This window comes from Cylindrospermopsis raciborskii Cr2010 (assembly GCF_003367075.2).
GTDB lineage: Bacteria > Cyanobacteriota > Cyanobacteriia > Cyanobacteriales > Nostocaceae > Raphidiopsis > Raphidiopsis raciborskii.
In genome coordinates this window covers 1289874-1315033 of the sequence record NZ_CP065936.1, presented here as the reverse complement: position 1 = coordinate 1315033, position 25160 = coordinate 1289874, and the positions used below count along the sequence as shown (strand labels likewise).

Sequence of the window (25160 nt, the reverse complement as noted above, 5' to 3'; positions counted from 1 at the left end):
ATCCCCTCACACAAAGAACCATCTGCGAGCAAAAAAAGTTGTCTTCCCACAGAATATAGCATCATAACCAAGGAAACAAATAACATGCTACTATACCAAACATAACTTCATTTTGGCATTTCACAGTTTATTTATCTTCGAACCGTTTAACAATGCGAGAAAGTTCTGCTTTCTCATCTATACTAACTCGGGTAGGTGCCCCACTGACGATTCTCTCGTAATTCCTAAAGGAATCTTTAATATTGGGTCCATCTGCTGTAATGTTGTATTCTCTAATTCCCTTATCATGCCAAGAACCACGCATTTTAAATACATTTATTGCCCGGGACATTTCCCCATGGATTTCTACATATTGTAACATAATAATTGTGTCGGTAATAGTAGAAATGTGAGAATCGGTGATCGAGTGAGATCCCATAAACTGGTCACTGGTATTAGTGAAGAAACCGGTGATTTCTTCTTGTTTAGCATAGCCAGTTACACCAATGACAAATTGGCGGAAGGCATTATTACTTACACCTCTAGCTAAGGCTGAAAGAGAGTCAATAGCAATACGAGCTGGCTTGAAGTCGGCAATCTCTGATTTAATAATTTGTAAGTGATCCTCTAAACCGGTAGATTCGGGGTAGGTACAAATTATTTTTAATAAACCCTGGCGTTCCAACTCTTCAAAGTCAATCCCCCAAGAATAAGCGTTACGCGACAGTTGGGCTCGAGACTCTTCATAGGCAAATAGTATGGCTCTTTCACCGCTAACACAGCCATCCTGGATAAATTTACTTACCAGGAGGGTTTTTCCAGTACCAGTAGCCCCAGTAGCTAAAATAATTGAGTCTTTGAAGAAACCTCCCCCACACATTTCATCTAGGGTATTAACCCCTGAAGAAACCCGAACGTTAGAAGATCTTTGTGTTAACCGCATTGCTCCCAAGGGGAATATATTCACCCCTGCATTGGTAATCGTAAAGGGATATTCACCTTTCATGTGGGTTGTACCGCGCAGTTTGAGAATCTCAATGGTCCGTCGGCGGCGTTCTCCCTCCAAAACGTTACGAACAATCACTACGTTATCAGACACAAATTCTTCCACCCCAAAGGAAGCTACTGGTCCATATTCTTCACCCCTTTCTGTAGTAATAATTGTGGTGACATTCAGCTGTTTTAGACGGGCTACTAACCGAAATATTTCTCTTCTTACTACCCCTATGGCTTCATACTGTTGAAATACGGCGGTAATTGAGTCTATAGAAACTCGGTTAGCTTTGTATTTACGAATGGCATACTGTAATCGTTCAATCAAAGCTGAAAGGTCGAAGTTCCCCACTATGTCCTGTCCTTCAGGATCTGGGGAAGCATCCAGAATAAACAGTTTTCCCTGTTCAATCAGTTTCTGCAGGTTCCAGCCAAAAATGTGGGCGTTTTTGATAATGTCACTGGGAGACTCCTCAAAGGTAACAAATACTCCCGGTTCATCAAAGTGGGTAATGCCATTATAGAGAAATTGTAATGATAATAGGGTCTTTCCGGTTCCAGAAGTACCGCTTAACAGAGTGGTTCTGCCAATTGGTAACCCACCATGGCTAATATCATCAAACCCCTCTATCATAGTGCGAATTTTCTCTACTCCAGCGCTGGTAGGGGTTGGCTGTTCTTTTTGTTCTTGTTTCTCCTGGTCGCTCATTGCCAATTGTATACTTGATCTTAAATGGTTAATTGTCCCATACGGACTAGTTTATTTCCTCAATTTTGTGATCATCTATGTTATCCCACTCCTCCTCGCTCAGCTCTTCATAGAGTAAGTCTAGACCTATTAACACCCTCTCCCGATCAGACAGATCTCCAATGATCTTGCGCACCGGCGGTGGTAAAATCTTTGACAGTGTGGGTGTGGCTAGAATTTTATCTTCCTCTGCTAATTGTGGACTCTTGAGAACGTCTATCACTTTTAAAGCATAGACTCCTTCAAATTCTTTCTCTAATATGTTTTTTAATGTGCTTAATGCTCTCACAGAGTTGGGCGTGTTACCAGCTACATATAGCTTTAATACATAAGTCTTTTTGGTTTTATTCATCAGGTTATCCTAGAAGTTGAACATCGATAAACCTCACACAAATTGGCTAGTACATCTATGAGTGTTAGTCTATAGTCTAGTAAGGTTTCATCACTCCTCCCCTCTAATTTTAGCTGTTTAGAAAATTCGTCAATCAGCTCCATGTGAATTTCTATAACCTGAAGCACAGGAATATTAGCACAAAATAGGGTACTGATAAACTGGTCAATTGTTGTTTTTAAATTCTGGTCCACACTAAAATAGTTGAGCAAAATCCTCCCGTAATCCAACTTTAGCTTTTTTAATAGCTCCTGTCTTTCTCCATCGGTCATGTCTTGAAACTGTTGATTTGTGTGTGAGTTTTCACAAGCCAGAACAAGTGTGTAACCTTCTTTGTAATCAAGACCTAGGTATCTTTTTTCTTTAGTATAATTTAATAAGTAAGTTCCAGGTAGTTCTAATCCTGATATGCCTGATCTATTATTTATAGAGACATTACTCATGGATACGCTTATAAATGAACCCGGTGTTAGATTTATAAGAGTGTTGATTAGATTATCATAGTGTGTAACTAAACTATAGAGGAGTTTTTCCAGTGCAGGATATAGGAATAATATAACTAATATCATTTATGTTGGTTTGCTTGTATATTTGGTTAATATGGAAATAACCATAGCCGCACTTTTCTCCCAAATGAAATCGCCAGCTCATAGTCATTAGATTACCACACTGATAAGATAAATAAACAAAATTGAAGTATTGTCTCAATATTAATCATTATAATTCCTCAAGGTTCTAAAACCAATATTTGGAGTAATAATTGTTTTAGCCATGACCGTTGCTGACGCAGTTCCTATGACATTAGTGTGTTGGCAGTCAGTGACCCGGTCAAAGTGCCTGTGGATACTAACTACAGCAAAAAAGACCCCCAAGGCTTATGTTAATGCTAGAATGCCCACTTTATGATTTTCTGGCAACTGTACCTACCTGCTCCGAAACAACTACTCTAGCAGTAGTTATGGAAATTTTTGCCAAGGAGCAGTGTGACCGTCTAGTGGTGCTCAATTCCCAACATTCTCCCCTGGGAATGTTGTCTACCACTAAATTAATGGGTAAATTGTTGACCACTGGTGAAAAAACACTTTTAAATCTGGAACAACCTATCTCTATCTGCCATTCTAATCTTATTTCCCCACTAGAGACTATTGTAGCATCCAATTCCCTAAATAAACTGGGCCTGTTGTTACGCTATCCAAAACATCAAAAGAACTCAAGTTTAGACTGGGCCTTAGTTGACTCAGATGGGAAGTTCTTGGGTTTACTTGACAGTAAACGCCTATTAGCTTTTTTTACTAGTCATAGTAAGGTTATTAAGGAAGACAATCCTCCCCAGAAAACTGATGATATTCAGAGGAAAACAACTCGCCCCTGGCAAAGAAATCCTTTTGTTCAATTGTTAGAGCGATTACCTTGGCCCTTGATGTTGCAAACCGGAAACGGTGAGATCCTAACTAAAAATCCTGCTTGGTGGGAACAATTGGGAGTTTTGAAGGATCCTGAAGGGATTAGAATGCAGGTGGAAAGCATTTTAACAGCAGTTAAAATGCAAGTTCCACAACCTATTCATAATCACACCCGTATCAGTGAATATGTAAAATCTAGTTTCTCTATAGAAAAACCTTTAGAGATAAATAAACTTAATTTAAAACATACACAAGATTATCAACCAGATTTAAACACAATAGAGGAATCCTACAGTAAAGCCAATGATTCCCCCAATTACTGCTATCTAGACTCTCAACAGGGTACTTGTATCTGTGTGGTAGAGGTGCAAAATGGCCAGGAACGAATTTGGCAGTTTGCTAAAATCCCCCTAGATAGTCGAGAACTGAAAATCTGGGGTCCGGAATCACAATTGACATTAACAAAGGAAAATTCACAACTTTTAACCAAGGACCTATGGTTAGTCTTGGCCACAGATGTAACCGAACAACAACAACTTTTTAAGGAATTAGCTGCTAAAAATGCGGATTTAATTCAACTTAACCGGTTAAAAGATGAATTCCTAGCTTGTATTAGCCATGAGTTGAAAACTCCCCTAACAGCAGTTTTGGGTTTGTCAAGACTTTTAGTGGATAAGAATTTAGGAGAATTAAACGAAAGACAAGCTCGCTATGCAGGACTCATTCATCAAAGTGGTCGTCATTTGATGAGTGTGGTGAATGATATTTTAGATTTGACACGCATGGAAACTGGACAGATGGAACTCACACCATCACCAGTACGAATTCAGGAAGTGTGCGATCGCGCTTTGGTAGAAGCCAGATCGGTACATAATCAAACAGGAAGAAAGGGTGAATCATTGCCCAGTCATGAATTTAGCTTGAGCATTGAACCAGGACTAAAAGAAATAGTGGCGGATGAACTAAGGTTAAGACAGATGTTAGTGCATTTGCTGGGCAATGCCTTCAAATTCACCGAAAGTTTTGGGAAAGTGGGACTGCGAGTAAATAGATGGGAAGGATGGATTGCTTTTACAGTATGGGATACGGGAATTGGTATTCCTGACCACCAACAACATTTAATCTTCCAAAAATTCCAACAGTTAGAAAACCCTCTAAATCGCCAGTTTGAGGGTACTGGGTTAGGATTAGTCCTCACCCGGGCATTGGCGCGGTTACACGGAGGAGATGTAAGTTTTTTATCTCGTGAAGGTAAAGGTAGTCAATTTACCTTGTTATTGCCACCCTCCCCGCCAAAAACAAGTTTTACAGACACATCGGGGGGAAATGGGGAAACACCTCAATTAATATCTTCTCAGCGTTTAATTTTGATTGTGGAAGCAGTCAGTAGATATATAGAGGAAATTACCCAACACCTGAAAAGTTTGGGATATCGGGTAGTAATTGCTCGTTCTGGAACTGAAGCGCTGGAAAAAGCAAGACGATTACAACCGAAGACTATATTTTTAAATCCTCTACTACCTCTACTTTCTGGTTGGGACGTGCTAACTCTGCTAAAATCAGACAGTGCGACTCGACACATTCCCGTAATTATTACGGCTACAGGTGCAGAAAAAGAACAGGCTTACTTAAATAGAGCGGATGATTTTTTGAGCTTACCAGTGGAATATTCGGCTATGGTTCCCATAGTAGAAAGATGGTGTATGGTAGCAAAATCAGAGAAGATAGATTCTCCGTCGGAGGAACCCTTACCCACACAAAAAACCTTAAAAATCCTTAGACTAGTTAGTGCAGAACTGGAATCCAATCCCCATCCCTCTTTAACAGAGCATCGGGTAATAGAAGTGGATGATTTAGAACAGGCGGAAATTTTGGCCAGGGTATGGCAGTTTGATGTGATTTTGTTAGATACTGATAATGTCAATGCGCAGAAGTATTTACAGCAGTTACCTCAATATCCCAGATTGGCCAAAATACCTCTAGTTACCTGTGATGCAGCTACTACCCTAGCAGCATCTCAAATACCTGGGTTGGGAGTCTTTCCTTGCTTGACGCCTATGGGCAAAGAAACGATACATGGTCATAATTTAGATCATTTAGTATCCGTATTGGAAATTGCCTCTGGTATTGGTTGTCCTCCAAATATATTAGTAGTGGATATAACCATGTTAAGTGATTTACCCGATGTGAACAGTAAACACGCTCATAGTAGAGTAAGTAACATTCAGAGATCAGACTCTCCCCAATATTCTTTAAAGCATATGATGCAGTCACAGAAATTGGTGGCAAAGCAAAACTCTACAAGTAAGGTTCAAGTGGGTGGAGAATGGTTTCAAGCACTGATTCAATATTTACAAACTGCTGGTTTTAAGGCGGGGATAGGTAACTGTTGGCGGGAGTTAGTGCAACAAATCATTCATCAGAGTGTTGATTTGATATTACTCTGTATTGGGGAAGCTACAGCAACTCAGGAAATAGAAAATGTATTAAATTCCCTTGCAAATTTGCAGGTGAAGTTACCTCCAATTTTAGTGCTTGATAAAAGGACGAGTGATATTAATGTGAATTTATTGGGAAGGTTGGGCAAGGTTAATCAGGGTGTTGCTACTCAGCTATTACCTCGTTCTATTTCCATGGAAGACTTATTAGGTGAAATTAATCAAGCCTTAGAAAGAGAATGACTCTTTTTTATGGGTGGTAAAGGTACACGAATTAGATGGTAAGCACCTTTTTTACCCATAGGTTTATAATTTTCTAGTGGTAAACTCATGGTCATGAATTCTTGCTGTTCCAATAAAAGCAGTAAGGAATGTGAATTTTTAGTAGTGACACTTTGGGTGCGAATGTAATCCAACGCTTCCTGTGCATCCTCCAGATAGGTGACTGCTTTTCGGGAATAAAAACTTACGGTTGGTTTTTGAAAACCTACCATGACTAATTCCTCATGGGGTTTTATTTCAGATACAGCAAGTGCGGATAATTGTCTTAAAGGAGCTTGACGTTCTTCATCCATCATAAATAATGCAGGCATAAGCACAAGTGCTAGGAATATTACAAATGCCAGAATATTGGTGGGAAGAACTATTCTATAACTACGAATTAAGTTTAAACAGGCAACCGCAATAGCCGTAGTTAACCAAATCCACCCCCCCAGGTTAGTCAAACCTGAATGTTGTAGTTTTTGATAAAATTCAGGAGCAGCTGAGTCTGTACCGAAAAGTTGTAAAACATGAAGTAAAGCGATCGCAATGGTTAATGAAAAAGCCACATTTGCCCAACTGCTGAGACGAAAAGATTTATCAGTTGGTTTATGAGTAAATAAATCGCTACTAAACAAACCTATAAGAATACCTGCAGCTGGCATAAGGGGTAATACATAACTAGGAAGTTTTGTGGTAGCAATGGTGAAGAAGATAAATACACCCAGGAACCAAAAACAGGCAAACAAACCCAAGTGTTGAGAACGTTCTTGTGATATTATGTAAGAGCGCCAGGAGTTCTGCCAAAATTTCCACCCTATGAATTTGATTAAAGCTGCTGGGAGAAATACAGAGTAGGGTAGAAAACCAAATAACACCACCAGGAAATAAAAATACCAAGGAGCTGAATGACCGTTCACCACTTCTGTGAAACGTTCTATGTTGTGATAGCCAAAGAAGGTATTAATGAAGTTCCATCCATTGCGCCAAGTTACTAAAACATACCAAGGGGCATTAATGATTACAACAATGAATATGCCAAGGACTGGTTGAGCTTCTTGCCATAGTTGTTTAAACTTGCCTAGATATAAAGCAAAGGCAATGAGAATAAATCCGGGGAGAACTATACCCACAGGTCCTTTGGTGAGAACCGCTGCACCCATCAAAACATAACTGGTGACATACCATGGATTAGGCCAGCGGGAGGGGGGAGAATTCTGGGCATAACCCACAAAAAAACTGAGTAAAGAACAAGCAATACCACCAGTGAGTAGCATATCTGAAACCCCTACCCTTCCCCAAACAATCATTTCTGGGTTGAGAGCTATCATACCCGATGTCAGGGTGGCTATAAAATAACGACGAGGGAGGTTAGTTGTTTGGTCTAATCGGTCTTTTTCGGTAAAGTGCCACTTTACTACATAAAAAGACATAACTGTGACACTAATAGCAGCTAAGGCTGAGGGTATGCGTACTGCCCATTCATTGACACCCATAATCTTATAAGCGATCGCCTGGAACCAATAAATTAAAGCTGGCTTATCAAACCGTGTTTGACCATCGAAAAAAGGTGTGATCCAATCTCCAGTGATCAACATTTGTCGGGATGCTTCAGCAAACAATGGCTCAGTTTCATCTATTAGTCCCACACTTCCCAGGTTCCATATAAACGCAATAAAATTAATTCCTAACAACCAGATTAGGGTAAAAATTGTTATCAATATGGAATTATCGCCCACGTTTTGAAACCAGTATCTTATAGGAGATAAATTAATTGATTTTAGCCTCATAAAGTCACGACCCGCAAATACAAACTAAAAATGAATTGAGTTAATTAAGGGACAAGTGTTAATTGCCATTCTCTAGTTTTGGGATCCCATAATGGATCAGAGGTTTCCCCCACAATATACGGTCCCCAATAACGTCGTGAGCCATCTTGAGCAAAAGCTACCAAAATATCCCCTTTTTCCAACTTCAAACTACCATCTGGTAAGGACAGTATTAAACCTCCCTGACTACCTTCTTGGGGAGCAAAGTCCCAATGAGCAGGAATTAAACCTTTTTTCCCTGAAGGAGAGGATGGGGAATGTCGTAACAACAAGGCTAAACGAATTGGTTGATATGTCTTATTACTGATGCGTAAATTGCCAAATTTGCTCTTTTCCAGTGTTCGGTCACTAATTGTCTTAGGTTCAACCTGCTGGAACTGGGGACTTGGTGTAGCTGTATCATTTTCCAAAAGTGGTGATTTCTCTGGTGCTTGCGATATACTATCGGAGGGTTGGGAATCAAAGGACACAGTCAGTCCTAAACATCCCCCCAGTAGCCCTAGCATAATTAATGTAAAAGTTATAACTGTGAATTTAAGATGTGCGGGGGATTTGATAATCATAGTTTTCAGTAATAGTTTGCGAATAGCAGTTAGACATTAGATAATTAACTCTTGTCCCATTTCATTCATCCCCCAATCTATATGCAGAATACTCGTCTTAACAATTTGTTAGATACCATTGCCACAAATGTGGCACAATGGTTCATGAACCCTTGGCGACGATTATGTCTGTTGTTGATTAGTTGGCTATTTGGTTTTTTTTTGGGATCAGTAGTTTCCACCACCGCAGGACAACAAGCTCAACTGGATATATGGGCCGCTGCTGTCTTGGTTTTACTGACGGAAGTTGCCAGCAGATTGTTCTATAGTCGTGGGTTTTTTTCTCAACGAGCCATTTGGGTCGAATCCCTCAATTGGCTCAAGATTGGTTTAATATATAGTCTGTTTTTAGAGGCCTTCAAATTAGGTTCCTAGGGTAGAAAGTTGTTTTGAGTAAGTTCGTGAGTATCAGTTATGAGCAACAGTTGGCTCAGTCAGGTCTCACTGGCAAGTTTACTTGCGGGTGAAAGGGAACATTGGCAAGTTTTAGCACAAGAAGTTAGGACATGGGAAGCTGGGGCAAAGCTATTTGGCATTACCCCTGAGAATGTAAACCAGGTTGTGGAAGAGCGATTATCTCTTCTTAGGTGTGTTTTTCCGGATTTTAAGCAACTGTGCGAAAATAACCTGCAAATACCCACCCAAACCATGTTACAGGCATTATGGGACTTATGGCTACCCCTGGGGGTAAAAATTGCCTCGAGCAGAAAAAGTTTAGGGAGGCCTATGATTCAGGGGATTTTAGGTCCCCAGGGCACGGGTAAAACCACAATGTGCCAGATCCTCAACCTGGTTCTCCGACACTTGGGATACTCTAGTTTAAGTCTATCATTGGATGATTTATATAAAACTCACAGCGATCGCGTGAAGTTAAGAGAGCAAGACCCCCGATTGATTTGGCGAGGTCCACCAGGAACCCACGATATTCACCTAGGTTTAAGCCTACTGGATCAGATTCTCCAAAACAAGTTTCCCGTGACAGTTCCCCGTTTTGATAAATCCGCCCTTTGTGGAATAGGCGATCGCACTACCCCAGAAATAATAGATCAAGTTGATATAGTGTTATTTGAAGGTTGGTTTGTGGGGGTGTTACCCATAGACCCAGAAACATTTACTAATGCACCAGCACCGATTATCACCCCAGAAGATCAGGCTTTTGCCCGTCATAGGAACCAGCAGTTAGGAGCTTATGTACCTCTGTGGCAAAAAATAGATAGTTTAATAATACTTAAACCAACTGATTACAGATTTTCTTTAAAGTGGCGTAAAGAAGCAGAACATAAAATGATTGCTGCGGGTTTTTCAGGTATGAACGATGGACAAATAGAAGAATTTGTCAAGTATTTTTGGCGATCATTACATCCAGAATTATTTATGGAGCTCTTAATAAAATCACCCCCAAAATCATTGCCAGTAGATTTGGTAATAGAAGTTAAGGAGGATCATTCATTAAGTTATGGTGGAGGAGTCGCGGGTCAATAAACCATCTTCCATTTCTAGAATGCGATCAGCTATATCGAGGATGCGATTATCATGGGTAACCAGTAGAATAGCAGTACCTTGTTCCTTAGCCAAGCGCTGCATAATTTCTACCACATCACGTCCGGACTGTTTATCTAGCGCCGCTGTAGGTTCATCAGCCAAAACGAGGGGGGGATGATTGACTAAAGCACGGGCGATAGCAATTCTTTGTTTTTGCCCCCCCGATAAATTATCGGGATAATAGTTAATTCGTGAACCCAGACCAACTGCTTCCAGCATGGTAGTTGATTTTTTCATAGCCTGGAGTGGAGAAATATTATCATTTAATTCCACTGCCATTTGCACATTTTGTCTAGCAGTTAAGAAACCCAATAAATTGTGTGCTTGAAAAATGTACCCGATATTGCGTCTAATTTGTACCAATTGATCTTGACGAGCTGCCAATAATTCCTTGCCCAAAAACTTGAGACTACCCTCTTGAACCGAGCGTAAACCACCAATGAGACTTAATAAAGTAGTTTTACCTGAACCTGAAGGACCAGTCATAATGACAATTTCTCCCGAATATACATCCAGATTGATGTCAAAGAGAATTTGCCTTTTGAGGATTCCCTTACCATAGTAGTGGTTAAGATTTTTAACAGAGATTACTGGTTTCTTATAATTCATATATGACTCCTAATATTAATGAGTGATGTTGTGGAGAGTTTTTAAAAAATATCTGCTGGATCGGCCGAGCGTAACTTTCTAATGGCAATAGCTCCGGAAATAAAACACATAATAATAGTTAATATCAATACCATGATTGCTCGACCGTAGCTCATCATTACTGGTAAAAGTGTGGCATTTTTAGCGACCTGGTAAAGGAATAGAACGGAAAAAAAGCCAGGGACATAGCCTAAAATTGCCAACATGAAAGCCTCTTGTAAAATCACACTTAATAGATAGTTTTGGGTGTAACCTATAGCTTTAAGAGTGGCATATTCTGATAGATGATCTGTTACCTCCGTATAAAGAATTTGATAAACAATCACAGTTCCCACAATAAATCCCATGATTGTCCCCAAAGTAAAAATAAACCCGATAGCAGTACTAGTTGCCCAATAGTTTCTTTCAAAATCTATAAATTCCTGCTTAGTTAAAACATTCACATCTGGTGGTAAATAGCCTCGCAAATAGGTGGCAACTTGATTAACATCTGCTCCTGGTTTAATGCGGACTAACCCAATATCAATTAATCCCAGTTGACGATTACGAAATATCCTCAAGAAATTCACATCACTAGTAATTAAATTACCATCTGCTCCAAAGGATGCACCCAAAGTAAATAATCCCACTACTTGAACCCGTCGTCTTTTAATCTCTGCTGTAACAGTTTTACCCTGGTCGAAATCACTAGCAATTGGACCATATTCTACTCTGGAAGAACGGTCAAATAATACCACATCAGGAAGTTTTAATTTATCAATATTGTTAGAGACTCCTGGTAAATCAAAAACATTATATTCTGGATTAAATCCAAAAGTCAGAATACTGCGGGAACGACCAGTAACTGGATTTTTCCAGCTAGTATAATCTAAATAGATAGGATGAACAGACGAAACACTGGGTGCATCTAAAGCCTTATATAGCCGTCGCGAGGAAAAAGGTTTCATGGCCAACACAGCATTAGATTGATTATTAATAATTACAATATCGCCCTTTAAACTGCTGTGCATTCTCACATTACTATAATATAATGCATCTCGAAAACCTAACTGCATAAACATCAAAATATCAGCAAAAGCAATACCTGATAAAGCCACAGCTAGGCGAGTTTTTTCTCTTGTTAGTTGTAGCCAAGATAGAGGTATTTTCTGTAACATTGTGAAAAATGATGAAGTGATTGGTAGAATGACTACTCTATTTTTTTCGACTGGATTGATCCGTATTAATTTCCACCATTACCTTGGCATTAGTTAACCCAGAAACTCGTTGACTATCTTGAGGAGAAAGAGAAATTTTCACTTCCACCACCCTAGCATCAATATCCGCTGCTGGATCTGTATTTAACACATCCTTTTTACCGATTTTTCTGCCAATTTCCGTGATATTTCCTGGAATTTGCCCACTAAATGCACCATTATCACTAGTGACAGTAACCAGCTGTCCCATACTAACCCTACCGATACTATCCTCCGGAATTTCAGCCACCACAAACATTTGATCAGTTTGTCCAATTTCCGCAATCCCATTAAGATTCATTACCTCTCCTGATTTGGTATGGATCTTGAGAATTTCTCCCCTAGTTGGTGCTTTTACATAACTCAGTTGTAAATCTGATTGTGCTTTTTTAATTAAGGCAATGGCACTACTAACTTGAGCCCGTGCGATTTGTAAATCCATAGGACTAACATCTAGTAGTTTGTTTAATCTAGACCTTTCTTCGTCAATTTGTCTTTGTAATGTGGACAAGGTTTGATTACGGGTAGCAATAGCCTCCAATAATTGCTGTTGTAAAGTAGCAATAGTTCTCATTTGGTTAGCTCTAGCTTCAGATATTTGCTGCTGTAATGTTGCTATTCCCTGTTTTAAACTAGCTTGACTCTCCCGTAACTGCTGGGTAGTAGTTATAGCATTGACACTTCTTCTATCCCTTTCTTGTTGAGAAATAGCACCTTGTTTATATAAAAAATCATAGCGTCCGGCATCAACTTGAGCATTACGCTGTTCTGCACGCACACGCTCAACAGAAGCTCTCAGTATATCCCTTTGTCCAATCAATTCTGCTTCTAATCTTTTAACCGTTGCAGATTGGACAAGTTTTTGCCCACTCAATTCAGCAGCAATTCTAGCAATGGTAGCTTGTTGGGTTTTTTCTTCTCCCTGTAATTGTGCTTGCAACCTATAAATCACCGCGTTCTGGGTTTGAATATCTCTTGGTGAGGAGGATTTGACCTGCGCTAAATTAGCGCGAGACTCCTGTAATTTGGCTCTTGCTTCTTCCACAGCGGCCATGTTAGAATCTCGACTATCTAAAATTGCAATTATCTGTCCTTTTTGTACTTTTTCTCCCTCTTTTACCAACAGTTCCTGAACTCGAGAACCTGCAGAAAGTCCTGAGTTAGGTGCAGCTATTTTGATTACTTCTCCCCGTGGTTCTAGTCTACCTACAGCAGTAATTGTATTGGGCGTTTGAGAGATAGATGTGGGAGATGCTAGTTTTTTTAATTGTTCGATTCTTGCTGTTGCTAAAAATCCAGCTGCAATAGCTACTGGCATTGCCAGAGCAATTTTTAACCAAATTGGTGATTCCAGAATTTGTTCTGTTAACTTTGGCTTTTCGCTCACTCTTGACATGCTATCTTGCCTTTTTGTTTAAGTTATGATTTGTGCAAATAAGAGTGGCCTAAATTCTCAAATGTAGATTTGTGACAAATCTTCCGAAATTTGCCTTTAACTGTGCCATATTTTTTCAAATGTATTTAAAAACTGTTCCTCCAATAACTTAAATTTTTTTCATGCCATTTTTCACTCCTTATGGTTTTACGCTCCATCAAATAAAGGTTAAATAAATTATTTAAATAAAGTCTACATTTTTTATTTATTTAAAAACGTAATCTGGCTTACAATTACCATATCAACAATAACTGGTTTCATAACTGGTTTGAACAATGACTAAAACCCATTCCATTCCCCGTTTAGCAATCACTCAGGGCGATCCAGCTGGTATCGGTTCCGAGGTGATTTTAAAAGCTCTGGCCAATCCCCAACTCCATAAAAACTGCCATTTAGTAGTGGTTGGCAATCGTGATTTACTGACCAGGACCTATGAAAATTTAACCTCTCTGACAGAAAAGACTGACCCACTTTTACCCAATCCCCGTCAATTGGATATTATTAACCTGGATCTACCCAGTCTCACAGACATTATCCCTGGAGTGGGTAATCAAGCTAGTGGTGCAGCTAGTTTTGCTTATATGGAACGGGCGATCGCTCAAACTTTAGCAGGTGAATTTGATGGGATTGTTACCGCTCCTATTGCTAAATCCGCTTGGAAAGCAGCTGGGCACCATTATCCCGGACAAACCGAACTTCTGGCTCAAAGATCAGGTATAGACCGTTTTGGTATGCTATTTGTCGGGCGATCGCCCTTTACTGGTTGGACTTTAAGAACATTATTAGCTACCACCCACATTCCCATAAACCAAGTATGTCAAACCCTAACACCAGAGTTATTAACGGGAAAGTTAGATTTACTCGAGGAGTGTTTAGCAACAGACTTTGGGATTAAAACAGGTAAAATAGTGGTTGCGGGTTTAAATCCCCACAGTGGAGAAATGGGACAGTTAGGGACAGAAGAAATAGACTGGTTGATTCCCTGGTTACAAAGAGAAAGGGAAAAACGACCACATTTACAATTGGAAGGACCAATACCACCGGATACAATGTGGGTAAAACCCGGTCAGGCCTGGTACGGTCATTCTTTAGTTACAAATCCTGCTGATGGCTACTTAGCTCTTTATCATGATCAGGGTTTAATTCCAGTTAAATTAATGGCTTTTGACCGAGCTGTTAATACCACTATCGGGTTACCATTTGTCAGAACTTCACCAGATCACGGAACCGCTTTTGATATTGTTGGTAAAGGTATTGCTGATGGAACCAGTATGCAAGCAGCTATAGAATTAGCTATAGAGTTAGTAAATCAAAGACTGGGATCTTTAAGGCAAATCGAATAATACAGTAGTCATGTAGTTTTCCGCCCACTGTTCACCAAAAGCTTTTTCTAAGACCCGTCGAGTCTTATCATTTTGTTGTTGTTTTGTACAATAGTTATGTTGTCCCGCAATAATTGAGGGAATCTTTTCTGCTGGGACGGGAACGGAGATAATTGCTTGACTGCAATGGATTTTTAAAAACTCTCTCACTCTATTTAAAAACAACAATTCTTCCTCTAAAGAGCTAGGACGAATAAACAGACAGAAATCTGAAAATATATTCCCCCATTCAGGTAAATCCCGGGGTTGGGAAAAATTAACTGGGGTTAAATTGCCTAATTGATGATGATAATTTTCCGGTAGGGTTCTCTCCAAATTTACAGGAGAAAGATCTGCTATAGCTGCACTAATTTGACCCCTACCTCCCACTAAATCACAACCAAACATGGGTATATCATACTCCTTGCGAGGGAACATCACACAGTGTAAGATATCTAACATATTGCCAACTCTCGCTAGTTCTAAGTGCATTTTGCGGAAGTGAACAGTCTGGTAACAGCGATTTTCAATTACCAGTTTTTCCCCTTCTAATCTACCTTCCACATACCCCAAATCCTCAGGTAACTCATAGGGTGATAACTGGAGGTGTTCATGCCAAACTTCTTCGATTGTATTAGCTAGTTGCTGAATTAAAGGATGTTGTTTTTCCCGTAGAGAAGGTTGAGAGGACATATTGTTCTGTATCTTGTTTTTATTTTTTTATTAGTATATCCTATTGCCAAAAATCTGTTACCTCATAACCCAGTTCCCCTAACATTTGCCTTAGTAAGGGTAAACTTAGTCCAATTACATTACTATGGCAACCCATAATTTTTTCTACAAATAAACTGCCAAAACCTTCTAAAGCAAAACCACCAGCACATTTTAGTGGCTCACCGGTTCTCACATAGTTGATAATAGCATGGTCAGTCATTTTGGCAAAATAAACTCTAGTTATTTGACACTTAATAATGGTCTTTTTCTGTAGGTTATCCATTAACACGTGACCCGTATACAAATCACCCCAATTCCCCTGCATTAAGCGCCAACGAGATATCGCTACCTCCACATTTTCTGGTTTACCGTAAATCTGATTATCCATAGCTAATACGGAATCGCACCCCATGATCAAAGCAGCAGGAAAACGCGGGGAAACAGTTTCAGCTTTACATTGAGCCAGTTTATTGACTAATTCCTGCGGGTTACTCAGTTGTACTTGTGACTCATCAAAATCACTGGGATAAATGATTGGTTCAATCCCCACGGTTTGTAGTAAGCGATGACGAGCAGGAGAAGCAGACGCAAGCACAAATTCGGGAATGTTCATGATTCAGTTCATGATTTAATTTATAATTTCAATACTTCACCAGTTAATTTCAGGAGTTGTGTTCTTAGGCGGATCACACTCCTGACCCGGGACATTTGCTAATCCACTAATACACCTGAAAAGAACTGACAACCTCATCAATGGTTCGTTGTAATTTTCGCCAACGTCTTTCTGGTACGGAAGCATTAAATGTAAACAATTTACCACGGCTAACCGCCACACTGGCTACATTGTGTCTTGATTGACCATTGCCCAGTTTAACAGCATACTCTAGGAAGTAGTAATTATTACCATTAATTTCCTTTTGTGCCACATTAACTAATTCTGCTGAACGTCCAGAACCTTCGGGAGCAAGAGCAGATTTACCCAGTTTATATCCTACTTCTGTTGGGGTTCCCAGTTCTGTTAAACTCTTACCTTGAGGAACGGGACTAATGACCACGGATACATTTTCAGAGACTTCTATTAAATCATGAAACACCACATCAGGACCGTTAGCCACTTTCACTTGTAACCAACCATTAGGATAGGAAAATTGATAACCATCCTCCGTGTCCACAAAACTCCTAAATCCAGCAGCTATGGCCATATCAGGGTAAATAGTGATGAAAGTAATAGCCAAAGTAAGAACCAGGATGAATTTTATTTTTTTAATTTTTTGCCACATTTTTGTATGGTAAATAACTGGGACAACCAAATTGTACAACTGTATGGGTCACCCGGGATTCGAACCCGGAACTAATCGGTTAAAAGCCGAGTACTCTACCGTTGAGTTAGTGACCCTTTCGTTTTTTGCAACTTTTTCAATATACCAACCTCTCGTCACTCTGTCAAGGACTTGTTAGAGAAAATTTGCGGTCAATTTTATAGAAGTGGTTTTGCTAGTGTGGGGAGCCAAAAGGGTAAGATTTTCCCCGGTGTTGAGGGAGTTACGTCCAGCAGTCCAGGGTTCTAGACAATAAAAGTCTTTACCCTGCACGGTCCAGAAGACCAGCACCACATAGGTTGGATCATATTCGAGGCTTAATTCTAATTTACGGTCGTGATCTTTGACCTTGGCTGATTGACTGCGCAAATCCCCAAAGGCAAAATCCAGTTCCTCCTGTTCAAGGTCAAATTTGCCCGCAAAGGAGTAAATTTGCTTGGTTTTTTGATCCAGATATTGTCCAGAGGGAATGTCAAACTCTAGCAGAGATTTATTTCCACACTGAAAGTAGGGATGAAATCCAGTTGAAAAAGGCATTGTCTCATCTGAGAGATTGTGATAAACTTGATCAACCGTCAAAGAATTGGCTCTTAGCGTATAAGTAAAAGTTACTCGAAAGTCAAAGGGGTAGACGGTACGGGTTGCATCGCTACTGTTTAGGACTAAACTAAGACTTGCTCCATTTTCTGTAGCATTACTGGTTACTTCCCAGGGTAATTCCCGGGCGAAACCATGTTGCTTGAGTGTATATTGTTTCCCGTTGTGGCTGTAAGTGTTATCGGGTAGATTACCACAAAGGGGAAATAAAATTGGTAACCCACCTCGCACACTGAGGTCAGGATGGGTAAATCTTTCTTTGTCCAAGTAGAAAATTTCGCGATCCTTTAATGACCATTGGGTCACAATACCACCTCTTTCTGGGACTACCTCCAGATGGGAATCAGCATCACTGTCCGAGAGGGAATAGGTCTTGTACTGTTTTTGTGTTTCGGTGATTGTAAATCCCATAATTGAGTGGTTGAAAGACTACCATCATTATAGCAATTATGGTAACTTGATGACATCTGGAAATTCTACTTTTTCTCTTGTGATTTCAACCACTTAGTTACACCCTCCGCTAGGGTTTTCGCCATCTTTTTCTGTGTCTGGGGGTTGACTATCTCCTCAAAGTCTTGAGGGTTGCTCATAAAACCTAATTCTAATAGAACCGCTGGTGCATGACTAGGACGAGTTAAAGCTAGATTATTCCAAAATACCCCATAGGATGGTTGTTTGAGTTGACTGACAACATAATTATGCAAGAACACTGCTAAACCGTGCGATTGGGGATGGTACCAAAAGCTACCAAAACCTCTAGTGTTTTCTGCATCACCATTATCAGGTAAGGAATTATAATGTATGGACAAGGCGATCGCGGGTTCTTCCCTACTGATGATCTCTTGTCTTTCTACTAAAGATACTTCTCGATCATCTTCTCTGGTCATAACTACAACAGCACCGCGCTTGACCAATTCATCTCGCAGTAGTTTAGAGACTAGTAGGTTTACATCTTTTTCCGCATATCCTGTGGGACCAATAGCACCGGACTCTTTACCACCGTGACCAGGATCTATTACTATTTTTATACCTGATAATGGTAACCGTCTTGCTAAAGCAATAGTTGGTTGGTGACGTAAAGTTAAAACTAAAGTACTATTCTCATATCTTAACTTATATCCCCACTGTTGCAACTTTTTAAGGTTAAAAGTGTAATTTACCTGATCTGGTGTGACCTGTTGCCAATCCAGACGAGAAATTAAAGGATCATCGTCTAGTCGAATAGTATCAGTCTGAGCAGTAGTGTTGTAAAGAGTAAGAGTAAAAGTGCGATCGCCTTGTTGAACTTTCAGGGGTACAGGTACTTGTAGGGGAAATCGTATCTCGGTCATTTTGGGCAATTGACTATATCCCACACTGCGAATAATAGTTTTTGGCGGTGCTGCTCCGGGTATAATTTGGATTTCCTTCCTATTAACCCAAACCCCATAATCTAATCTGAACCAATCACCTTCCTGACCTGTAATCATTACTCTTGTACCCTTGGGTAAGGGAGTCATTCGAGAATAATCCGTACTGGGACCCGTGCGAGTTACGCATGATTCTGATGTGACTTCTGCAACAGATAACTGAGCAGGATGAAGAATCTGAATTTTGCCAGGAGCAGTTTGAGATATGGTTTGATTATTTAATGTCAAACTAAATTGGGGTTGTCCTAAATCAGCAACACTGGTGACTGTTGTACAACCCTGGTATTTGTTAGGAATATAGCCAGTGGGTTGGTTTCTTCCGGTTAGCACGCTGGAATTGGCGGGTAAATTAGCCTGTAACGGTTGTGGTTTCAAAGAAACCATCTGCTCCCCTAACTTGACAAACACAGTAGCTTGAGGAGGTGCAATGGCGCTAAAACAAATTAGTTCTCCTGGGAGTCTAGCTAGATCAACTCCAGGTTGGAGAGAATCCCGAGCAAAACCTAAACCTGTTGGTAGTTGTGGTTGGGTGGAAACCCTGGTCACCCTAATCTCCTGCTCCTGATTTTGGTAACGGATTTTGAACAGGTTTTCTCCTAATTGCAGGGGGAAGCTAGGAGAAAAATGTCCAGATTGACTGCGTTTAACCTTCCGACCATTAATTACTACCTCCCCTTGGGGTGGTGCTGTACCGATAAAAAATATTTTTTCTGTACTGGTTTGGTGATTTTTCGGTGGAAAAACTACTAGAAGTGAGTTCTGAGCCACAGTAACAGAGGAGGTAAGCAAACAACCGAATATTATTATTCCTATGACCTTTTTCACGGCAAACACACAAGATTTATTGAAAATACTATGACTAAGTTTATCTTTGTAACTGGGGGCGTTGTTTCCAGTATTGGTAAGGGAATTGTAGCAGCAAGTTTGGGAAGATTGCTGAAATCTCGAGATTATTCTGTCTCTATTCTTAAACTTGACCCCTACATTAATGTGGATCCAGGAACAATGAGCCCATTTCAACACGGGGAGGTCTTTGTGACCCAAGATGGTGCTGAAACAGATTTGGACTTGGGCCATTACGAACGATTTACGGATACTTCTATGTCTCGCCTAAACAGTGTTACTACTGGTTTGATTTATCAGTCTGTAATTAATAAGGAACGTCGTGGAGACTATAATGGTGGCACTGTTCAGGTAATTCCCCATATTACTAATGAAATTAAAGAACGGGTAATTAGAGTTGCTAAAGAAACAAATCCTGCAGCGGTAATTACTGAAATTGGTGGCACGGTGGGTGATATTGAGTCCCTACCGTTTTTAGAAGCTATCCGCCAATTACGCAAAGAAGTGGGCAAACAAAATGTTTTGTACATGCACGTGACACTTTTGCCATGGATTGCTTCAGCAGGAGAAATGAAAACTAAACCTACCCAACATTCTGTTAAGGAATTACGATCTATTGGTATTCAACCAGATATTTTAGTTTGTAGATGCGATCGCCCAATTCCGGTGGGTTTAAAACAAAAACTCTCAGAGTTTTGTGATGTTCCTGTGGAGTGTGTAATTACCTGTCAAGATGCTAGTAGTATTTATGAAGTACCCCTAATTTTAGAAAAAGAAGGACTAGCTCAACAAACCCTAGACCTATTACAAATGGAACAGCGAGAACCGGATTTAACCCACTGGGAAACCATGGTAGAGCGTATGTCTCATCCCCAATCTCCTGTAGAAATTGCCATAGTTGGTAAATACGTACGTTTAGGAGATGCTTATCTATCTGTAGTAGAATCCCTACGTCATGCAGCGATCGCCACTTATGGGGATTTACGTTTAAGATGGGTCAATTCGGAAATACTAGAAGTAGAACCACCAGATAATTATCTTTTGGGAGTAGATGGTATAATTGTCCCTGGGGGTTTTGGCATTCGGGGTGTGGATGGCAAAATTAGTGCCATTGAATATGCTAGAAACCAACAAATTCCGTTTTTAGGATTATGTTTGGGTATGCAGTGTTCAATAATTGAATGGGCACGGAATGTAGAGGGTTTAGTAGGTGCCAATAGTGCTGAGTTTGATCCTAAAACTGATTATCCAGTAATTAATCTTTTACCGGAGCAACAAGACGTAATCGATTTAGGCGGTACTATGAGATTAGGATTATATCCCTGTCATGTTCAGCCAAATACCCTAGCTTTTGATTTATATCAAGAGGAGGTGATTTATGAACGTCATCGTCACCGCTATGAGTTCAACAACCTTTATCGTAATCACCTATTGAATTCCGGTTATGTGATTAGTGGTACTTCCCCGGATGGACGTCTGGTGGAAATTGTGGAATATCCCCAGCACCCATTTTTCATTGCTTGTCAGTTCCATCCGGAATTTCAATCTCGTCCTAGTCACCCCCACCCCCTGTTTAAAGGTTTTATGGAAGCTGCTATTTCCCATACTCATCAGGGAAGTACCCCCTACGGGTTTCCTCAGTTCCCTAGAGTATGATCAGCATTGATCAGTAGTTTGTTAAACTGCCAAAAAGCTTTGAATTACATCCTGGCTCAATTCATTGGTAGGTCCAGAAGCTACAATTCCACCTTTTTGCATAGCATAATAGTAATCAGCTTGACGAACAAAATGTAAGTGCTGTTCCACCAACAGAACAGAAACTCCCCTAGTTTCCACAATCCGACGCACTGCGGACTCAATTTCCAATACTATAGAGGGTTGAATACCCTCCGTTGGTTCATCTAAGAGCAGTAATTGGGGATCCCCCATGAGAGCGCGAGCGATCGCTAATTGTTGTTGTTGTCCACCACTTAAATCACCACCTTGACGATGAAGCATGGTTGCTAGAACAGGAAACAAGCTGAAAATTTCGTCAGAGATCTCCATTTTTTTTGGTCTTTTTCTCCTAGCTTCCAAACCCAGTAAAAGATTTTCCTTTACTGTGAGTCGGGGGATAATTTCCCTACCTTGGGGGACATAACCAATACCCATTTTTGCCCGTTGATCTGGTGACTGATTGTTAATCATATTACCAGCAAAGTGGATTTGACCATCTCTAGGATTTAGTAATCCCATAATGGTTTTGAGTAAGGTGGTTTTACCCACACCATTACGTCCAATAATGCAAACCATTTCTCCTGACGCAATTTTTAAATCAACATTGCGCAAAATATAACTTTCACCGTAATAAACATTGAGATTGGAGATTTGTAACATAAATTCTCTATTCCTGTTGCTGTCCCAAATATACTTCAATGACACGGGGGTCATTTTGCACTTGTTTGAAATCCCCTTCACATAATACGGAACCTTCATGTAATACGGTGACTTTGCGAGCAATTTGCCTGACAAATTCCATATCGTGTTCAATGACCAAAATAGAGTGATCTTGAGAAAGTGTTAACAATAATTCCCCAATATTGTAGGTTTCTTCATCTGTTAAACCTGCTACAGGTTCATCCACCAATAATAAATCAGGGGATTGAGCAACTAACATGCCAATTTCCAATCTTTGTTTTTCACCGTGGGAAAGCAATCCAGCAGGAATATCAGCTTTAGAAGTTAACCCGATAGTTACCAATAACTCTTTAATAGTTTGTTGTTCACGAAAATGAGGACTGCCAAATAGGGTAAAAAAAACGCTTTTCTGTCTATTGCTAGTGAGTTCTAGATTTTCCCGAGGAGTGAGATTTAAGTAAATTCTGGGCGTTTGGAACTTGCGTCCAATTCCTAGGCGAGCAATTTCATGTTCACTCAAATTACGTAGATTTCTACCCTTAAATAAAACTCGACCCTGGGTTGGTTTAACCTTACCAGTAATCACATCGAGAAAAGTGGTTTTACCCGCACCATTAGGACCAATCACCACTCGCAATTCCCCCTTTTCCATGGTGAAATTCAGGCGATTTATGGCCTTAAATCCATCAAAACTCACGGTTACATTTTGAGTTTCCAAGATTTTTGCGTTCATGTTCTACTTCTGCATCCTGTTCTAAACTTGGATATGTAATAACTTTGCTTGACCTATTCACAAAGGCTAGGGTTTGAGTTTTTAACCATCCCATCATTCCATCTGGGAGAACTGTAACTACCACCAAAAACAGCGCACCTTGAAAAAATAACCAGATTTCCGCAAATTGTTCACTTAAAAAGGTTCGTGCATAGTTAACTAGTAAAGTTCCTAAAATCGCACCAGTTAGGGTTCCTCTTCCCCCCACCGCTACCCAAATTACCATTTCAATAGAGAATCCAATATCCATTGCTCTCGGTGACACAGAACCACTTTGAATGGCGTAGAATGCTCCTGCTATCCCCGCGATCGCACCGGAAACTGCAAATACCAAAACTTTATACTCTGTAGGATCATATCCACAAAATCTGACGCGAGTTTCATCATCTCGAATTGCCATTAACAATCTTCCAAATCTACCAGTGGTTAACCAACGACATAGACCATAGGTAAATATTAAAAATATAATTGTTAGGCTATACAAAACAAGTTGCATTCCTCTATCAGTCAAATTTATACCTAACAGGGTTTTAAACGCCGTTAAACCATTAGTACCATTAAATAGCTTCTGTTGTCCGTTGAAAAAGTTAAAAAATATGATCACCGCTGCTTGTGTAAGAATGGAAAAATACACACCCTTAATGCGGTTACGAAAGACTAAATAACCCAAAACTCCTGCTAATAAACCTGGAATCAAAATAACCGCAATTACAGCAAAACCGAAGGAGTAAAAGGGATGCCAAAACCAAGGTAATTCTGTTACCCCATATAATCCCATAAAATCAGGTAATTCACCGGAGGGAACTTGCAGTTTTAAGTACATGGCTATGGCATAACCACCTAAACCAAAAAAAATGCCATGGCCTAAACTGAGTAAACCTGTGTAACCCCAAATCAAATCCAACCCCAAACCCACAATCGCTAGGGATAAAAATCGCCCTAGTAAATTTAGGCGAAATTCTGTCAACACAAGTGGCATAATTACAAGTAGCAATAATGCGATCGCCATTACTACAGCAATTTCCACCAAAATAGACTTTTTAGCCTGATCTTTCATCATCTTCTGACCTTGGTTAAACATCAATATTCCGACCTTTTTGGGGGAAAATTCCCGCTGGTTTCCACTGCAAAAAACCAATAATCAGTGCAAAAACCATCACTTTTGCCATACTAGTAGTGGCAAAAAAATTGAAAAAATCCACCAAGGGTTGAACACCAGAAGATAAAAAAGCTAGAGTTCCCGATCCCACAATAAAGTTAGCAGTACCAATAGCCAAAGCAGCTACAATCGTACCTACTAAGTTACCAACCCCCCCCACAACCACTACCATGAAGGTATCTATAATATAATTCTGTCCGGTATTCGGACCCACGGAACCCAGTAAGCTAATAGCACAACCAGCTATACCAGCTAATCCGGATCCCAGGGCAAAGGTAAGAGCATCAACTTTTTGCGTAGGTATACCCAAACAAGAACTCATAGCACGATTTTGAGTCACAGCTCTAATTCTTAAACCCCAGGGGGAACGCTGTAAGAATAAATAAATTGCTGCTACGCAAATTCCCGTTAAACAGATAATAAACAAGCGAGCAAAGGGTAACTGCACACCGGCCAAAGATACACCGGATTGTAACCAACTAGGGGCGGTCACATCAACGTTTTGAGCCCCAAACCAAGGTTGAACCATGGAGGACTGTTGACTAAATAACTGTCCCAAACTCATGGCAATTCCCAAGGATAAAACTAAGATCATTCCCTTCACTCTGTAACCAAATTGGGGGAACCGCTGACGCGAATTTAAAATTCTTACCCCCCCAAAGAATAGTACGCAAAATGAGAGGATACCAATCACTAGCACTGAATTTACACTGCGGACAAACTGCTGAAAAATTAAACTTACTCCCCAAGTAGCCAAAAGGGTTTCTAAGGGTCTACCATAAAGATGGGATATCACCCCCCGCTCCAAGACTAAACCTACTAAAGCAGTGACTAAAAAGGCAATAATTAAAGCCAGGAAAATATAACTATCAAACCAAATACCACCTAACTGTTTACAACCAAGCTGTACTACAAAAGTAGTATAAGCTCCCAGCATCATCAATTCTCCATGGGCCATGTTAATCACGCCCATCAGTCCAAAAATAATGGAAAGTCCTAGCGCTGCAACTAATAGTACCGCCCCAATGCTAATTCCATTAAATATTGCTTCTAAAAATCCTGTTAACACCAATTTATCCTCAAAA

At 40.1% G+C, this 25160-nt stretch carries 22 protein-coding genes and 1 tRNA gene; 5 read left to right on the top strand and 18 right to left on the bottom strand.

Annotation, left to right across the window (positions count from 1 at the left end; translation table 11 throughout):
• Positions 1-127: 127 nt before the first annotated feature.
• Genes kaiC through C6N34_RS05975 form a run of 3 tightly spaced genes read right to left on the bottom strand, consistent with a single transcriptional unit; the run spans position 128 to position 2554 of the window.
• On the bottom strand, positions 128-1681 hold the full coding sequence (gene kaiC / locus C6N34_RS05985; protein WP_006276130.1) for a circadian clock protein KaiC: 1554 nt from the start codon (positions 1679-1681) through the stop codon (positions 128-130).
• A 46-nt stretch (positions 1682-1727) separates the two neighbouring features.
• Positions 1728-2072, bottom strand: a complete 345-nt coding sequence (kaiB, locus tag C6N34_RS05980) for a circadian clock protein KaiB (protein ID WP_006276131.1) — start codon at positions 2070-2072, stop codon at positions 1728-1730.
• Complete coding sequence (locus C6N34_RS05975) at positions 2072-2554, bottom strand: circadian clock protein KaiA (protein WP_236107438.1); 483 nt, start codon at positions 2552-2554, stop codon at positions 2072-2074. Before C6N34_RS05975 ends, kaiB begins: the two co-directional genes overlap by 1 nt.
• Before the next feature lie 434 nt (positions 2555-2988).
• Between C6N34_RS05975 and C6N34_RS05970 the strand changes: the two genes are divergently transcribed.
• A complete protein-coding gene (locus C6N34_RS05970) occupies positions 2989-6195 on the top strand; it encodes an ATP-binding protein (RefSeq protein ID WP_057176948.1) in 3207 nt (1068 codons plus the stop codon).
• On the opposite strand, the gene C6N34_RS05965 is transcribed toward C6N34_RS05970, so the two are convergent.
• Both C6N34_RS05965 and C6N34_RS05960 read right to left on the bottom strand, forming a co-directional pair.
• Entirely contained in the window at positions 6174-8003 is a 1830-nt protein-coding gene (locus C6N34_RS05965) for an ArnT family glycosyltransferase (protein ID WP_115539417.1), read from the bottom strand. The genes C6N34_RS05970 and C6N34_RS05965 overlap by 22 nt on opposite strands.
• Positions 8004-8047: 44 nt before the next feature.
• Positions 8048-8605, bottom strand: coding sequence for a hypothetical protein (locus tag C6N34_RS05960; RefSeq protein ID WP_115539418.1), 558 nt, complete (start codon positions 8603-8605; stop codon positions 8048-8050).
• A gap of 81 nt (positions 8606-8686) precedes the next feature.
• Here C6N34_RS05960 and C6N34_RS05955 point away from each other — a divergent pair, with 81 nt between their 5' ends.
• Together C6N34_RS05955 and C6N34_RS05950 are read left to right on the top strand one after the other, a co-directional pair.
• Complete coding sequence (locus C6N34_RS05955) at positions 8687-9019, top strand: DUF565 domain-containing protein (RefSeq protein WP_057176946.1); 333 nt, start codon at positions 8687-8689, stop codon at positions 9017-9019.
• Between the two features lie 39 nt (positions 9020-9058).
• Positions 9059-10126: a glycerate kinase gene (locus C6N34_RS05950; protein WP_115539419.1), complete on the top strand. Its 1068-nt coding sequence runs from the start codon at positions 9059-9061 to the stop codon at positions 10124-10126.
• On the opposite strand, the gene C6N34_RS05945 is transcribed toward C6N34_RS05950, so the two are convergent.
• From C6N34_RS05945 to C6N34_RS05935, 3 genes are read right to left on the bottom strand one after another with little or no spacing between them, the layout of a single operon-like run.
• Positions 10094-10795, bottom strand: a complete 702-nt coding sequence (locus C6N34_RS05945) for a DevA family ABC transporter ATP-binding protein (RefSeq protein WP_057176944.1) — start codon at positions 10793-10795, stop codon at positions 10094-10096. The genes C6N34_RS05950 and C6N34_RS05945 overlap by 33 nt on opposite strands.
• 41 nt (positions 10796-10836) lie before the next feature.
• Entirely contained in the window at positions 10837-11991 is a 1155-nt protein-coding gene (gene devC / locus C6N34_RS05940; protein ID WP_057176943.1) for an ABC transporter permease DevC, read from the bottom strand.
• A 37-nt stretch (positions 11992-12028) separates the two neighbouring features.
• A complete protein-coding gene (locus C6N34_RS05935; protein WP_006276140.1) occupies positions 12029-13465 on the bottom strand; it encodes an HlyD family efflux transporter periplasmic adaptor subunit in 1437 nt (478 codons plus the stop codon).
• Between the two features lie 314 nt (positions 13466-13779).
• Between C6N34_RS05935 and pdxA the strand changes: the two genes are divergently transcribed.
• Positions 13780-14847 carry a 4-hydroxythreonine-4-phosphate dehydrogenase PdxA gene (gene pdxA, locus C6N34_RS05930; RefSeq protein ID WP_115539420.1) on the top strand — a complete coding sequence of 356 codons (1068 nt, stop codon included), beginning with the start codon at positions 13780-13782 and terminating at the stop codon, positions 14845-14847.
• On the opposite strand, the gene C6N34_RS05925 is transcribed toward pdxA, so the two are convergent.
• From C6N34_RS05925 to C6N34_RS05900, 6 genes are all read right to left on the bottom strand, one after another.
• Positions 14830-15558 carry a phycocyanobilin:ferredoxin oxidoreductase gene (locus tag C6N34_RS05925; protein WP_115539421.1) on the bottom strand — a complete coding sequence of 243 codons (729 nt, stop codon included), beginning with the start codon at positions 15556-15558 and terminating at the stop codon, positions 14830-14832. The two genes, pdxA and C6N34_RS05925, sit on opposite strands and share 18 nt — an antisense overlap.
• A 40-nt stretch (positions 15559-15598) precedes the next feature.
• The gene (locus tag C6N34_RS05920) at positions 15599-16192 is read right to left on the bottom strand and encodes a Maf family protein (protein WP_071241659.1); all 594 of its coding nucleotides are present in this window, start codon (positions 16190-16192) and stop codon (positions 15599-15601) included.
• Between the two features lie 106 nt (positions 16193-16298).
• The gene (gene psbP, locus C6N34_RS05915) at positions 16299-16859 is read right to left on the bottom strand and encodes a photosystem II reaction center PsbP (RefSeq protein WP_006276144.1); all 561 of its coding nucleotides are present in this window, start codon (positions 16857-16859) and stop codon (positions 16299-16301) included.
• A gap of 44 nt (positions 16860-16903) precedes the next feature.
• Positions 16904-16975 (bottom strand) — tRNA-Lys (locus C6N34_RS05910).
• A 58-nt stretch (positions 16976-17033) separates the two neighbouring features.
• On the bottom strand, positions 17034-17906 hold the full coding sequence (locus tag C6N34_RS05905) for an aldose epimerase family protein (protein ID WP_115539422.1): 873 nt from the start codon (positions 17904-17906) through the stop codon (positions 17034-17036).
• Between the two features lie 65 nt (positions 17907-17971).
• Positions 17972-19729 carry an N-acetylmuramoyl-L-alanine amidase gene (locus C6N34_RS05900; protein WP_181884059.1) on the bottom strand — a complete coding sequence of 586 codons (1758 nt, stop codon included), beginning with the start codon at positions 19727-19729 and terminating at the stop codon, positions 17972-17974.
• Between the two features lie 30 nt (positions 19730-19759).
• Between C6N34_RS05900 and C6N34_RS05895 the strand changes: the two genes are divergently transcribed.
• On the top strand, positions 19760-21403 hold the full coding sequence (locus tag C6N34_RS05895) for a CTP synthase (protein WP_057176938.1): 1644 nt from the start codon (positions 19760-19762) through the stop codon (positions 21401-21403).
• Positions 21404-21424: 21 nt separating this feature from the next.
• Here C6N34_RS05895 and urtE read toward each other — a convergent pair whose 3' ends face one another.
• Genes urtE through C6N34_RS05875 form a run of 4 tightly spaced genes read right to left on the bottom strand, consistent with a single transcriptional unit; the run spans position 21425 to position 25144 of the window.
• Positions 21425-22123 carry an urea ABC transporter ATP-binding subunit UrtE gene (gene urtE / locus C6N34_RS05890; RefSeq protein WP_057176937.1) on the bottom strand — a complete coding sequence of 233 codons (699 nt, stop codon included), beginning with the start codon at positions 22121-22123 and terminating at the stop codon, positions 21425-21427.
• 7 nt (positions 22124-22130) lie between these two features.
• The gene (gene urtD / locus C6N34_RS05885; RefSeq protein WP_115539424.1) at positions 22131-22877 is read right to left on the bottom strand and encodes an urea ABC transporter ATP-binding protein UrtD; all 747 of its coding nucleotides are present in this window, start codon (positions 22875-22877) and stop codon (positions 22131-22133) included.
• Entirely contained in the window at positions 22831-23997 is a 1167-nt protein-coding gene (gene urtC, locus C6N34_RS05880) for an urea ABC transporter permease subunit UrtC (protein ID WP_115539425.1), read from the bottom strand. The genes urtD and urtC overlap by 47 nt, the downstream gene beginning before the upstream one ends.
• Positions 23990-25144 (bottom strand): ABC transporter permease subunit, encoded by a 1155-nt coding sequence (locus C6N34_RS05875; protein ID WP_057176935.1) that lies wholly within the window; start codon positions 25142-25144, stop codon positions 23990-23992. Before C6N34_RS05875 ends, urtC begins: the two co-directional genes overlap by 8 nt.
• Positions 25145-25160: the final 16 nt, after the last annotated feature.

Excerpts from the sequence above, each read along its gene's own strand:
- kaiC (WP_006276130.1), bottom strand. The coding sequence starts at position 1,681 with ATGAGCGACCAGGAGAAACAAGAACAAAAAGAACAGCCAACCCCTACC.
- kaiB (WP_006276131.1), bottom strand. The coding sequence starts at position 2,072 with ATGAATAAAACCAAAAAGACTTATGTATTAAAGCTATATGTAGCTGGT.
- C6N34_RS05975 (WP_236107438.1), bottom strand. The coding sequence starts at position 2,554 with ATGAGTAATGTCTCTATAAATAATAGATCAGGCATATCAGGATTAGAA.
- C6N34_RS05970 (WP_057176948.1), top strand. The coding sequence starts at position 2,989 with ATGTTAATGCTAGAATGCCCACTTTATGATTTTCTGGCAACTGTACCT.
- C6N34_RS05965 (WP_115539417.1), bottom strand. The coding sequence starts at position 8,003 with ATGAGGCTAAAATCAATTAATTTATCTCCTATAAGATACTGGTTTCAA.
- C6N34_RS05960 (WP_115539418.1), bottom strand. The coding sequence starts at position 8,605 with ATGATTATCAAATCCCCCGCACATCTTAAATTCACAGTTATAACTTTT.
- C6N34_RS05955 (WP_057176946.1), top strand. The coding sequence starts at position 8,687 with ATGCAGAATACTCGTCTTAACAATTTGTTAGATACCATTGCCACAAAT.
- C6N34_RS05950 (WP_115539419.1), top strand. The coding sequence starts at position 9,059 with ATGAGCAACAGTTGGCTCAGTCAGGTCTCACTGGCAAGTTTACTTGCG.
- C6N34_RS05945 (WP_057176944.1), bottom strand. The coding sequence starts at position 10,795 with ATGAATTATAAGAAACCAGTAATCTCTGTTAAAAATCTTAACCACTAC.
- devC (WP_057176943.1), bottom strand. The coding sequence starts at position 11,991 with ATGTTACAGAAAATACCTCTATCTTGGCTACAACTAACAAGAGAAAAA.
- C6N34_RS05935 (WP_006276140.1), bottom strand. The coding sequence starts at position 13,465 with ATGTCAAGAGTGAGCGAAAAGCCAAAGTTAACAGAACAAATTCTGGAA.
- pdxA (WP_115539420.1), top strand. The coding sequence starts at position 13,780 with ATGACTAAAACCCATTCCATTCCCCGTTTAGCAATCACTCAGGGCGAT.
- C6N34_RS05925 (WP_115539421.1), bottom strand. The coding sequence starts at position 15,558 with ATGTCCTCTCAACCTTCTCTACGGGAAAAACAACATCCTTTAATTCAG.
- C6N34_RS05920 (WP_071241659.1), bottom strand. The coding sequence starts at position 16,192 with ATGAACATTCCCGAATTTGTGCTTGCGTCTGCTTCTCCTGCTCGTCAT.
- psbP (WP_006276144.1), bottom strand. The coding sequence starts at position 16,859 with ATGTGGCAAAAAATTAAAAAAATAAAATTCATCCTGGTTCTTACTTTG.
- C6N34_RS05905 (WP_115539422.1), bottom strand. The coding sequence starts at position 17,906 with ATGGGATTTACAATCACCGAAACACAAAAACAGTACAAGACCTATTCC.
- C6N34_RS05895 (WP_057176938.1), top strand. The coding sequence starts at position 19,760 with ATGACTAAGTTTATCTTTGTAACTGGGGGCGTTGTTTCCAGTATTGGT.
- urtE (WP_057176937.1), bottom strand. The coding sequence starts at position 22,123 with ATGTTACAAATCTCCAATCTCAATGTTTATTACGGTGAAAGTTATATT.
- urtD (WP_115539424.1), bottom strand. The coding sequence starts at position 22,877 with ATGAACGCAAAAATCTTGGAAACTCAAAATGTAACCGTGAGTTTTGAT.
- urtC (WP_115539425.1), bottom strand. The coding sequence starts at position 23,997 with ATGTTTAACCAAGGTCAGAAGATGATGAAAGATCAGGCTAAAAAGTCT.